The sequence below is a fragment of the Halomonas sp. AOP43-A1-21 genome (assembly GCF_052376775.1).
In the GTDB taxonomy this organism is placed as follows: Bacteria; Pseudomonadota; Gammaproteobacteria; order Pseudomonadales; family Halomonadaceae; genus Vreelandella; species Vreelandella colorata.
Genome location: NZ_JBQSWC010000039.1, coordinates 1 through 12,342 on the forward strand (window position 1 = coordinate 1; position 12,342 = coordinate 12,342).

At 56.1% G+C, this 12,342-nt stretch carries 8 protein-coding genes and 2 pseudogenes; 6 read left to right on the forward strand and 4 right to left on the reverse strand.

Annotation, left to right across the window (positions count from 1 at the left end):
• The 3 genes and pseudogenes from ACT3R7_RS18005 to ACT3R7_RS18015 form a co-directional block, all read left to right on the forward strand.
• A pseudogene (locus ACT3R7_RS18005) lies at positions 1-320 on the forward strand (DUF3592 domain-containing protein); the annotation flags it as partial.
• A 59-nt stretch (positions 321-379) separates the two neighbouring features.
• Entirely contained in the window at positions 380-973 is a 594-nt protein-coding gene (locus ACT3R7_RS18010) for a LemA family protein (RefSeq protein ID WP_496199337.1), read from the forward strand.
• A 31-nt stretch (positions 974-1,004) separates the two neighbouring features.
• Complete coding sequence (locus ACT3R7_RS18015) at positions 1,005-2,948, forward strand: M48 family metallopeptidase (RefSeq protein ID WP_496199338.1); 1,944 nt, start codon at positions 1,005-1,007, stop codon at positions 2,946-2,948.
• A 140-nt stretch (positions 2,949-3,088) separates the two neighbouring features.
• Here the strand turns inward: ACT3R7_RS18015 and ACT3R7_RS18020 are convergent, their stop codons facing one another.
• Positions 3,089-3,784 (reverse strand): FMN-dependent NADH-azoreductase, encoded by a 696-nt coding sequence (locus tag ACT3R7_RS18020; RefSeq protein WP_496199339.1) that lies wholly within the window; start codon positions 3,782-3,784, stop codon positions 3,089-3,091.
• Positions 3,785-3,901: 117 nt separating this feature from the next.
• On the opposite strand from ACT3R7_RS18020, the pseudogene ACT3R7_RS18025 reads away from it, so the two are divergent.
• Positions 3,902-4,806: pseudogene (locus ACT3R7_RS18025) on the forward strand (LysR substrate-binding domain-containing protein).
• A gap of 147 nt (positions 4,807-4,953) precedes the next feature.
• On the opposite strand, the gene ACT3R7_RS18030 reads toward ACT3R7_RS18025, so the two are convergent.
• Positions 4,954-6,870 carry a DNA topoisomerase III gene (locus tag ACT3R7_RS18030; RefSeq protein WP_496199340.1) on the reverse strand — a complete coding sequence of 639 codons (1,917 nt, stop codon included), beginning with the start codon at positions 6,868-6,870 and terminating at the stop codon, positions 4,954-4,956.
• Between the two features lie 136 nt (positions 6,871-7,006).
• Here ACT3R7_RS18030 and ACT3R7_RS18035 point away from each other — a divergent pair, with 136 nt between their 5' ends.
• Complete coding sequence (locus ACT3R7_RS18035) at positions 7,007-8,263, forward strand: ABC1 kinase family protein (protein ID WP_496199341.1); 1,257 nt, start codon at positions 7,007-7,009, stop codon at positions 8,261-8,263.
• Positions 8,264-8,309: 46 nt separating this feature from the next.
• On the opposite strand, the gene ACT3R7_RS18040 is transcribed toward ACT3R7_RS18035, so the two are convergent.
• A complete protein-coding gene (locus ACT3R7_RS18040; protein ID WP_496199348.1) occupies positions 8,310-8,903 on the reverse strand; it encodes a GNAT family N-acetyltransferase in 594 nt (197 codons plus the stop codon).
• A gap of 139 nt (positions 8,904-9,042) precedes the next feature.
• Between ACT3R7_RS18040 and ACT3R7_RS18045 the strand changes: the two genes are divergently transcribed.
• Positions 9,043-10,860: an SEC-C metal-binding domain-containing protein gene (locus tag ACT3R7_RS18045; protein WP_496199342.1), complete on the forward strand. Its 1,818-nt coding sequence runs from the start codon at positions 9,043-9,045 to the stop codon at positions 10,858-10,860.
• 36 nt (positions 10,861-10,896) lie between these two features.
• Here ACT3R7_RS18045 and ACT3R7_RS18050 read toward each other — a convergent pair whose 3' ends face one another.
• Positions 10,897-12,258: an AmpG family muropeptide MFS transporter gene (locus ACT3R7_RS18050; RefSeq protein WP_496199343.1), complete on the reverse strand. Its 1,362-nt coding sequence runs from the start codon at positions 12,256-12,258 to the stop codon at positions 10,897-10,899.
• Positions 12,259-12,342 lie beyond the last annotated feature (84 nt).

Consider the following 12,342-nt stretch of genomic DNA (forward strand, 5'->3'; position numbering starts at 1 on the left):
CGGGTATCGCCGGCTTTTTTGTACCCGGATTGAATACGCGCAGTTATAAAGCATTGAAGGATAACGGACTGCGTATCGATACCCAATATCAGGGCGTTGAGCGTAATTCGGTGCTTTCGGTCAATGGAAAACATCCTTATCAGGTTATAACGCAGTGGTTGAATCCCGCTACCATGCAAGTACATGTGTTTAAAAGCCAGAACATCTGGTTTGATCCATCGCCTTATATCAATACGGATACGATTGCTGTCTTTATCGAGCAGAATGATCCCCAGAAATATCACATGGATATAGAGTTTTTACCTCAACTCGCCAAGTAAAAATGTTAGGCCGTGATACGTTATAGTTTCTATTTTATTAACCACAGGAAGGATCAATTATGGTTTTAACTATCATTATCGTGGCGATAATAGCGGTTATCGCGTTCTACCTTATCGGTGTGTACAACCGACTTGTCTCACTACGAAACCGTTTTCAAAACGCCTTTGCTCAAATTGAAGTGCAGCTAAAGCGCCGTTACGACTTGATACCTAACCTGGTCGAAACCGCTAAAGGGTATCTCAGTCACGAACGCGAAACGTTGCAGTCGGTCATTGAGGCGCGCAATTCAGCGGCGGCGGGGCTCAAAGCGGCGGCTGCCAACCCAGGGAGCGCCAAAGCGATGGCCGAACTGGGCGGGGCAGAAGGTGCGCTAAGCCAGGCGATGGGCCGGCTTAATGTGGTGATGGAAGCCTACCCAGATCTCAAGGCATCTGAAAACATGCAGCAGTTGTCGGAAGAGCTTACCAGCACCGAAAACAAAGTAGCTTTTGCCCGCCAGGCGTTCAATGACTCTGTCATGCAATACAACACCTACCGCCAAAGCTTCCCCCCGGTGGCCGTGGCTGGCCTGTTGGGGCATGGCGAGGACGCTTCCTTCCTGGAATTCGAGGACAGCGCCCAGATTCAGTCAGCGCCCAAGATTTCATTTTGAGGTCTGCGTGAACCTACAGGGATAGATGTGCATGGATTTCTTTACGGCTCAGGATCATGCTCGGCGTAAAACCGGGCAGCTGGTTGTTTTATTGATAGCGGCGGTAATGACGTTGATAGCGGTTACCACCGTAGTGATCGCAATCGTCGTTCATTTCATGCGAGATGACAGGGGTAGCGTGACCGCGGATAACCTGTTGGCCGCGCTATCCCCAGAACTGGTAGCCGTGGTTGCGCTTGGCGTGGTGGCGTTAGTAGGTCTCGGCGGGCTTTTCAAGCGCTCTCAGCTGCGTCGCGGCGGCGGTAAAGTGGTGGCCGAGGCGCTGGGCGGACGAGAAATCAGCCCCGGTACCGAAAACGCTAACGAGCGCCGTATTCTCAACGTGGTGGAAGAGATGGCAATTGCCTCGGGCATGCCTGTTCCATCTGTTTACCTACTTCAAGAGACGGGTATCAACGCTTTTGCCGCCGGTTTTGATACCAGTGATGCCGTGATAGGTATCACGCAAGGGGCGATCAATCACCTTAGCCGTGAGGAGCTACAAGGCGTGGTGGCCCATGAGTTTAGCCATATTCTGCATGGCGACATGCGCTTGAATATGCGCTTGATCAGCGTACTTCACGGAGTGCTTCTGATCGGCCTTTTAGGCTATATTCTGCTGCGCAGTACGACATCACGAGGGCGTTCCGTCCGGCGCAATAATCAAAATAATAAAGGCGCTGTCGTCGTACTGGCCCTTGGCGTTGCCCTGGCCGTTATCGGCTATGCGGGCACGTTTTTTGGCAACTGGATCAAGGCGGCAGTTAGCCGCCAGCGAGAGTACCTGGCCGACGCCTCCGCCGTTCAATACACGCGTAACCCCAATGGCATCGGTCAAGCGTTAATCAAGATAGGCTCCCATACGCAGGGGGCCAGAATAGAGGCCTCCCAGGCGAGCGAATATAGCCACCTATTTTTTGGCCAGGGCATGAAGCTTGGCTTCACTCGCTTATTGGCGACTCATCCGCCCATCCGTCAGCGCATCAAGCGCGTGATGCCTCACTGGAACGGCGAGTTTAACGCATCGTTCAGCGCGCCTGCTGTTAGCGATGTGGCAAATGCTGGCGATCAGTCAGCGGTTGGTTTTGCAGACATTCCCTCCGCTCACTCCAGCGCAGCAACCATGACCGGTGCCTCGGCCCAGGCCGCAATTGCTTCTATGGGCCAGCCCGGCCCGCGCCATTTAGCTAATGCAAAAGCTACCCTTGATGCGCTACCTGCGCGGATTAGGCGGGCGTCTCAGGATCCTTACGCAGTGCGCGCATTAATGTACGCACTGTTGCTGAGCCAGCATATCGAGGTGCGTAAGCAGCAGCTGGCGTCACTTCAGCAGATAGCCTTACCCGATGTGTATCGTGAAGTCATGAGTCATGCGGGTGAAGTATTAATGCTTAGAGACCCGCTTCGCCTGCCGCTCATGGAATTGGCGTTACCTGCATTAAAAAACCTGTCGGTGGATCAGGCCACGCATTTTCGCCAATGTATGGTAGCGCTGATCAATGCGGATAATGACGTCAGCCTGTTTGAATGGACGCTGTATCACTGGCTGGTTCATCATTTGGGCCTAGGCAAGAAAGATAGTGGTGCTGCTGTTCGTAAGCTGAGCGATCTACAGCCAGAGTGCCAGCTGCTGCTCAACGTGCTGGCCAGGGCAGGGCAGAGTGATCCTGACAAGATAAACGCCGCGCTGGATGCCGCTGAAAAAGAGCTGCCGTTTGCTTTAAGCGCAAAAAGCGAGGTCCCGGATATCAAGTCGCTGGGCCCCGCGGTAAGTCGCTTGCGCCGCTTACGGCCTCAGCAAAAGCCTGCTGTTCTGCAGGCCATGGCGCGCTGTATCGAGCATAGCGAGCAAATAAAACCCGCAGAGGCCGAGCTGTTTCGCGTCATCGCCGATATGCTGGAATGCCCCATGCCGCCACTGTTGATAGAGGGATGAGCAGTCGAGAGTGCTCAGCGTTTTGTTCTAAGCCATAAATGATCGTGTCTGAGCAATATCCTGAGAAGTATTGACGGTGCGGATTCAATAGATATTGGTTTCCGCACCTGATAATACGGCTAGCTAAAATAATCGTGCCATTATGCCGGTTCGGTGGAGGAGTTCAGTGCCACCTGCAACTCCTTCACCAGCCGCTCGACCTGGTGTCGCGCGCTTGCAATCGATCCAGCCAGCACTTCGCCACCTACTTCCTGCCCCTCAATGGCGATAGTATGAATACGGGTAATGCCGACAAACTCAAGCGCTGACGCCAGGTGTGGTTCCAGGTGATTCATGTGCGCCATCTCTTCGCCCGGTGCCATGTTCGTACCGCCCCTGGCCGCGAGAACAACGGCGTGTCTTTCTCGGTCGTTAAGCTTGGGTATGTAAGGGTCGTGCGGGCTGTTCTTATCGACACCCACCGTTCGCTCGGCGCGGACTATCTGGTCGACCCACGCCTTGAGCGCGGCAGGCATGCCGAAGTTGTATAGCGGCGTGCCTATGACCACGATATCCGAGGCAATCAGTTCATCCACCAACGCATCGCTTTCTTTCAGCGCCTGCTTCATCCACGGATCGCGCTGCTCTTCAGGTGTAAAAGCTGACGCGACCCAGTCATGGCTGATAAAGGAGGGCGGGTGCTGGCCTATATCTCGATAGGTCACCGCGTCCTGCGGACTATGTTGCTGCCACTGACTGACGAAGTGGTGCGACAGCTGACGGCTGTGAGAGCCATGATGATTTGTTCCCGCAATGCCGGGGCGGGCGCTGGCGTCGATATGTAAAATATGCAGCATGGGTAGCCTCCTATTGAGCTTAACTCATCTATACTTAACAACAGCGTCAGATTAAGGCGCCTAATATGACGTCACAAACGATCATTTCTTGCTGATATAGATGAGTAGAATTCATTCATGAGCTCCCGACGATTACCCTCGCTTTCGGCACTTCGCGCTTTTGAAGCGGCTGCCCGCCATGAAAGTGCTAAGCAGGCAGCACTAGAACTTTCAGTTACCGCCACCGCCATTAGCCATCAGGTTCGTGGGCTTGAAGAGGCGCTGGGTATTGCGCTGTTTGTGCGTAGACCCAGGCAGCTTGAATTGACGCCGCAAGGCCGAGAGTTGCAGCAGGTACTTGAAGCCTCTTTCGACAACATCAGTAATACCATCCGACGCCTGAGTGCCTTACCCGAACGGCAAGCCATTACGCTGACGACCACGCCGGTGATGGCGGTGCGCTGGCTACTACCCTGGATTTACAGGCTGCGTGAATCCCATCCTGGCATCGACTTGCGTATTCATGCGTCTCACGAGCCCGTTTTGCTCGATGGGATAACCGCTGACCTTGCCATTCGCCATGGCGATGGACGCTGGCCGGGATTAGTCGCCGAGAAGCTTTTTGATACCACTTTGATTCCGGTTTGCAGCCCACAGCTTGCTCAGCAGGCGGGCAAGGATGCATCGAAATACCCGCTGATACACTTTCGGCCACAGGGTGTATTTATATCGCCCACGGATTGGCCGGGTTACCAGAAGATCGTCCAGATTCCAGGCTTGGATGTTGTCGCAGGCCTTGCGTTCTCTGATGAAAGCCACGCCATTGCAGCGGCAGTGGGGGCCAGGGTGTCATGCTGATGAGCCGTCAGCTTATCGAAGATGAATTGGCCGACGGGCGCTTGATACAACCTTTTGGCCCCGAGCTTGAAGACTGCGCCTTCTTTTTGGCCTACCCTGAAAGCCGCCGCAACGACCCAACGATTTTGGCGCTTCGCGAATGGGTGATGGCAGTGCCTGGCAGGCTAACGGAACTCTCGGTTTAATAACTCCGTAATTTATACCGTTATCTTTCTTTAATTATTAAAATAGAGCCACAATTATGCCTAATACTAATTAGTTAAACATTATCAGCCGGGGTAAAAACGAGCTTCATAAAGGGTTTATTAAAGAGCTCGTTTGATTATTAATCCTTAGCTTTTGGTTGGCTTTCCCACGGTGCTTTTTCTTTTCGTGTAACGCCTTTTCGGCTTACTCGTACGCTTTGCCGGGCTACCCGCTGCACCTTGAGCCGTTTGCAAACTCTGCCTGAGTTTGTTCGCATCGCTTTGATTAAGCAGGGCGCGAAGGTCATCCAGCAGGGCATGCTGAAAAGCCTCTGCATCATCTTGCTGCTCGGAAATGGCGCGCAGACGCTGCTCCCAAAGTGCCGTGCGCTCCGGCGTGCTGACGGCGCTGGGCAGGGCGGCGATTAACGCACTGCCGAGCTTGGTGGCGCGCAGTGCTTTTTGCTGGCGTACCAGGTAGCCGCGCTGTACCAGGGTTTCGATAATACCGGCGCGGGTGGCTTCGGTACCCAGACCATCAGTATCCCGTAAGGTCTTGCGAACGTTCGGGTCATCCACATAGCGACCAATATTCATCATTGCCTTGATCAGGCTGGCATCGGTAAACGGCTCGGGTGGACGGGTTTCCTTTTCCTCTACGCCAGCACCTAGTGCTTTGCAGCGTTCATTTTGGGTAAGCGGTGGCAGCGGTGGCGCTTCTTCTTTAGTGGTGAAAAGCGGTTTCCAACCGGGGTCCAGGATGCTTTGACCGCGGGCACGAAACGCCTCGTTTAACAGAGTGAACTCAGCTTTGACTTCAAAGGTGCGCAGCGGGCCATAGAACTGGGCCATCACGTTGCGCACCACTAGCCGAAACACGTGGCCTTCGGTGGCCGAGAGCTGACTGAAATCCGCAGGTTTGCCGGTAGGCGCCAACGCGTGGTGGGCGCCTACCTGCTTGTCATTCCACGCCTTGGAGCGTAGCGAAAAATCGGCGCCGTTTAGCCACTGACTAAGCGTGTCATCGTTTTGACAGGCGCCGGTCAAGCTGCGCTGGGCAAGAGCCAGATGTTCTTCGGGCAGATAGCGGCAATCGGAGCGCGGGTAGGTAATCAGCTTGTGCTGCTCATAAAGGCGCTGGCAAATATCCAGTACCATCTGCGCGGAAAGGCCAAAGCGCCGGGCGGCATCTACCTGCAGCGCGGAAAGCGAGTAGGGCAGCGGCGGTGCCTGGCGTTTTTCCTGTTGATCAAGTTTGGTGAGCTGGCCTGCAGCACCCGGCAACTGGGCGGCTAGTACATCAGCCGGTGTGCGGTCAATCAGGCGGCCTTGGTCATCTAGAGGCTGGATTTCCTTGGGCGCCCACCAAGCGCGTAGCTGGCCTTTTTCAACTTGTAGATCTACCCAGAGTGGGTAGAACGGGTGCGGCCTGAAATCTCTGATGGCGTTATCGCGGCGCACGATCAGCCCGAGTACCGGCGTTTGCACGCGACCCACGGAAAGCACGCCGTCAAAGCCCGCCTGGCGGCCGGTGAGCGTCCAGGCACGCGTCAAGTTGATGCCATACAGCCAGTCAGCGCGTGAACGAGCTTGCGCTGCCTGAAAAAGCGGCTGGAACTCTTGATTGGAGCGCAGCTTGGCAAGCGCGCGGCTGACCGCAGGGCGGTTGAGATCGCTAATTAATAGGCGCATCACCGGACCGCGGTACTTTAAATGCTCAATCACTTCCTGAACCAGAAGCTGGCCTTCGCGGTCCGGATCGCCAGCGTGTACGACCTCTTTGGCCTGTTTGATCAGCTTGCGAATCACCGCCAGCTGGCCCCGCGCTTTGGTGCGTGGGGCCAGTTTCCAAGTGCCGGGAACAATAGGCAGGCGGTCTAACCGCCACTGTTTATCGGCGGGGTCGTAAGCCTCCGGGGGCGCTTGTTCCAGAAGATGCCCCAAACACCAGGTAACGGTCGTGTCGCCGCAAACGATAGCGCCTTCCTGGCGTTTGGGACTTGCAGGCAATGCCTCGGCAATCGCCCGAGCAAGGCTGGGTTTTTCAGCAATAATCAAGCGCATGCGAAGCTTGGCCTTAACGTCTGTTCAAATTAGGCCTATGGTAACAGAGGTAGCAGGGCGGACGGAGCATGTTGAGCGCCGCTACCTTTGCTTACCCACGGTAATTATGAGCGGGTGTTTTACAAGGAGCAGTCATATGCGCGAACGCGGTAGAACACGGAGGTTAATGGGCCTGGGCGCACGCACGGGTGGGGCAATGCTTAAAACACGCCTGGGCGGTCAGGCCGATTGGCGAGCGCTAGGTGAGGCGTTGTTTGAGGGTTTGTCAGAACTCAAAGGCCCGGCCATGAAAATGGCGCAGATGATGTCCCAGTGGGATGACCTGCTGCCACCGGATTTAGCCGATGAGCTTGCTCGCCTACAACGCCAGGCAGAACCCATGCCTTGGCCACGCATCCGTGAAGCGCTTGAGTTGCAGTACGGTGATATCGATACGTACTTTACCCAGGTTGAAGAAGCGCCCTTTGCCAGCGCCTCCATGGGGCAAGTGCATAAAGCGGTGACCCGTGAAGGCGAAACGGTGGTGCTTAAAGTCCAGTACCCAGGTTTAGCCGACGTGCTGGAGAGTGACCTAAAACAGTTACGGCGCATTATGAGCCTGGGCCGCTGGTTTAAAGTGCCTCAGGCGCGCCTGGATGCACTGTTTGAGGAACTGGCGGCGGGGCTTCGTGATGAGCTGGATTATCAGGCTGAGGCAAACGCTCTGGCGCGTTATCGAGAGCGCTACCAGAGTGATGCGCGGCTTGTAATACCCGAGCCGCTGTTTGAACTCTCGGGCCAGCATGTCCTGGCCATGTCTTACGTACCCGGCACACCGCTACGTGAGCTTGAGAGCGCTGAAGATACCGTACGTCAACAGGTAGCCGCGACGCTTGCCGACTGGATTACCCAGGAGCTCTTCACCTTTGCGGAGCTACATGCCGACCCGCATGCGGGCAACTTTGCCGCCGATGCCCAGGGGCGTTTGATTATCTACGATTTTGGTGCGGTGATTTCGGTGCCGGAAGGTCGGCTTAATGCCATGATGCAGCTACTCGATGCTACCTTGGCCCACGACCCCATGGCCATGGATGAGGCGATGGTCAATATGGGCGGGCGCCAGGGGCAGGGTGCGCCGCTTTCACTGTATCGTGAGGCAGCTGAATGTATTGCCCCGCTGTTTGAGCCCGGCGAGCAGGATTTTAGTGATGTACGCGTGCATCGCCGCCTGCGCGAGCTTTCGCCCAAGGTGTGGGCGGCGATGGACCGCTTACAGCCGCCCGCCGATACGCTGCTATTATCGCGAGCGCTAAATGGCCATTATTGGAATCTGGTGCGCCTTAAAGCGCGGCTGGATATGTATGAGCGTACCCAGCCGCTGCTGGCCTGGTCACGTTCACGCTCACGCACTTAAACCGGAACGTTCGCGCACTAATCAGTCCTCGCTGATATCCAATCAGTTAGCGCAACGTTTTTAACCAGAATACCAGGGTCTTGTCACTCTCATGCTGCTCGCCAATATCTTTCCAAGCAAAGGTCGTTGCCAAGTCAGCGCGGCGCTGATAGCCCTGGCTTTGCCAAAAACCATGAAGCGGCCGATAATCTTCCGGCCGCAGCGGGTGTTTTTCAGGGCGCTCAACGGCGCAAAAAGCGGCAGTTTTATACCCTTCACGAGCGGCGTGGGTTTCGCGCTCGGCCATAAAAGCTTTGCCTATACCCCGGCCTCGGTAGTCGTGAAGTAATACCGATTCGCCGTAATAGAACACGCTGGAAGCCGCAATGCCGGCTGCTTCAAACGGGCGGCGAAACTCGTCTACTTCATCACTTAGCGGTTGCCCTGTAGACGCGCCGACCAGGCAGTCACCATCAAAAGCGAGGACAAACAAGCTTGCCGGGTTTGCTGCGTAGCGGCCCAGGTAATCGGCTTCGTAGGCCAGGTTGCCATCGTATAAATAGGGAAAATCATGAAATACCCGAATGCGCAGCTGCGCAAGGGCCGTCAGGTGGGGCGCAATAGCCTGACCGTGGCAGGTCGTGAGCGTCAGTTCGTTCATCGCGTCTCTTCCACTGGGTAAACGCTGCACATTAACAGCCACGAGCCGCATCGCCAATCCTCCTACGTGATGGCCTACGGTCATGCTAAACTATGGCGCTTTTCAAAACGCGCTTTTCAAAAAAACAGTGGAGACGGCAATGCTAGCGGTATGGGTCGATCAGCTGCTGGGATTTGCCTCTGGGGCACTCTCGGCAATCAGGCAGCAAGAACACTATCCCGATTTTATGACGTGGGTGCGCGCGGAAGGCGCCACGTCGTTTAACGGCGATGTCGCCACCGCCCAGGCGCTGGCTCCCATTTTATGGTCACAAACACCCTTGGTCCGGCTGGATTTTGCCAGCGAGTCGCTGGCGACACCAGGGCGTAATGAGCCCTGCTGGTGTGACTCCGGACGCAAATACAAGCAGTGCTGCTATCGGGTCGATTTCCCGACGGATATCCCCGAGCAGATGATGTGGATGCTGTCGCTGCGTGAATGGAAAGGCCCGACATTAAAAGCCGCACTTGAAAGCCGCCAGGCGCCGCCTCAGGCGCTACTGGAAGCGGGCCTTATCGCTGCTGAAAGTGGCCAGACCGGACGCGCCATGCAGATCCTTGAGTCGCTGTTTGATGGCAGTGACTGGTCGCGCCTGCCCGAGCAGGCCGAGCCCGCCTTTGAAATCCTGCTGGATATCTACCAAGAGCGCGGCTTTACCCGCAAACGCGCCGATCTGCTGGATGATGTGATGGAGCGTGGGCCACTATTTTTACGCGGTGTTGCCCTTGAGCGCCTATGCCTAATGCATTTGGATAATGATGATCTGGATAGTGCCCGGGCCGCCTTTGTTAAAGCCCAGCAGGCGCTGCCCGATTCGCCCACGCTTGCCTACATTGAGGCGATGCTTCTTCTGCATGAAGGCCATGAAGAAGAAGCTAAGGAACGTGCTAACTTCTGGTATCGGCGCCTGGTTCGCCAGGGCGATCTTGACGAAGAGCAGCTGGAGTTCCTGGCCGCCTTGGCAGAGAACCCGGGCGCAACGCTGGCTGATCAGCTGCTGAGTGCTGAAGAGGATCTGGCCACGCCGCTGGTATCCTTGCAAGCGCTGTTGGCGGCGCTGCCCACGGCGCCCAAGCTGGATTTTAGCGCCGATGCTCAAACGGGCCATTTGCACTATCACTCCAGTGCCCGGGAAGCGACGCTATTTGCCGCTTGGCATGAGCAGTTTCAGGTGTTGGTTGATGAAGATATCGCACTAGGCTTTCGCGATGATCCTTGGGGCAATGCGGTTGAGTGGATGTCCGCACTTTGCGCACACCCAGAGTGGCTGGATGCGCCGCACGTAGTGCAGGATCTGGCCCTGGCGTTGACTAGCCGGTTTGGCAGCCTTCCGTGGATGGCGCCTAGCCTGCTGGACCCACTGGCGCTGCGCCTTTCCCGCTGGTTGGAACAGGCCCGGGCTGAAGGCGATGGCAGCTTGTGCTGGGATGATGCCGACAACGCCGTCCTGCTGCGTACGGGCCTTGCCCTGGTGGTGGGGATGGAACGCGGTGCCCGTCAGCATTCGCGGGAGCTGGCTGAAGAGCTGCTCGCCATCGACCAGGAAGATAGCCTGGGGCTGCGAGAACTGGTGCTCGATCAACTGCTGCGTGATGACCGTAACCAGGAGGCGCTGACGCTGACAGAGCAGCAGGATGACGATGGCTCGCTGGTGCTCGGGTTACTAATGGGTCGCACCTTGGCGCTTTATCGCTTAAATGAGCATGAGGCAGCTGAAGCGGCGCTTAATGACGTTATCATCCATAACCGCCATGCGCTTGAAATGATCTGTGCGGATAGCCCACGCCCGGTAATGCCGCATGCAGACGGCCAGGTTGACCCCGGCTCGCGTGCCGAGGCGTGGCAATATCGCACGCTAATGCGCGATCAGTGGCGTACCACGCCAGGTGCGCTTGATTGGCTGGGTAACCATCGCTAAGCCTTTCGTAAGTACAGGTGTAACCTTCAGCCGCGCTTAGCGCGGCTGAGGGACAGGCACCAACTGCTTATCCCGACTGATCCAGACGGCCAGAATAATCGCTGGCAGACCCAGCAGCGTTGCGACCACAAAAAATGTGGCATAGCCCTGGGAAGTTACCACCACTCCTCCAAAGCCGCTTAAAAACTTCCCTGGCAACGTCATCAGCGATGAGAATAACGCATATTGAGTGGCGGTATAGGCGCGTGAGGTAAGGCTTGATAAAAAGGCAATAAATACCGCACTAGCCAAGCCGTTAGCCAGGTTGTCGCCAATGATCGTGATCACCAGCATGGGTACCTGATTCCCTATCAGGGCAAGTGCGGCAAACAGTAAATTCGTCAGCATCACAAACCCTGCCCCGATCACCAGCAGCGGGCCAATGCCGTAGCGGGCTACCAGCAAGCCGCCTAAAACGCCGCCGGTAATGCTCATCGCAATCCCAAATATATTGGTCACATTGGCAATAGTGGCCAGAGAAAAGCCCAGGTCGATATACAGCGGGTTAGCCATGGACGCCATCGCCAGATCGCTGATTCTATACACCGCAATAAACACCAAAATCCACAGTGCCTTTACCCCGAAGCGGCGAAAAAAATCGGTAAACGGGCACACGATAGCGCCAATCACCCAGGCACCCAAGCGACGCAATATTTTAGGTTTGCCACGGCTGGCGCGGATAAAGGCGCGCACTTTGGGCTCATGGATTAACTGCACCGAAAGCGAGGCGCGTTTGGGTTCCGGGCGAATCAGCACGGTGAGTACTCCCACGCAGACGAGTGCTGCCATGGTCAGGTAAGCCGCATCCCAGGACACGGCCGAGGCGATATAAAGCGCTCCGGCCCCAGCGGCCAACAGCCCCCCTCGATAGCCAATGATATAGGTGGATGCCATGGCGGCTTGCATATCATCATCGGCAGATTCGATCCGGTAAGCGTCAATGGCAATATCCTGCGTTGCCGAACCAAAGGCCACCAGCAGGGCAAAAACGGCGACCGCTCCCAAATTGCCAACAGGACTTACGCCAGCCAGGCCGACGAGCCCTGCAGCTATCATCCCCTGGGCAAGCAGCATCCAGCCGCGCCGCTGGCCAAAGGCTCGGGTGAGTAGCGGTAGCTCAAGCCTGTCCACTACCGGCGCCCAAAAAAACTTGATCGAGTAGAGCATGCCGATCCAGGCGAAAAAACCAATGGCGGCGACTTCAACGCCGTCGCTACGCAGCCAGGCGGAAAGCGTAGAGAACACCAGCAAAAAGGGGAGCCCGGCGGAAAAACCTAAAAACAGCATGGTAATAACGGGTGCCCGGAAATAGATCGCCAGCGCGGCAAGCCAGCTACGCTGGGGCAAAAGAGTGGGCATAGTGTTCAACTCCAGAAAAAGACGTTGGCCTTAGCCAAGTGATAAACTGCATCAATGTTTTACGACAAAGTCGATAGCTTACCG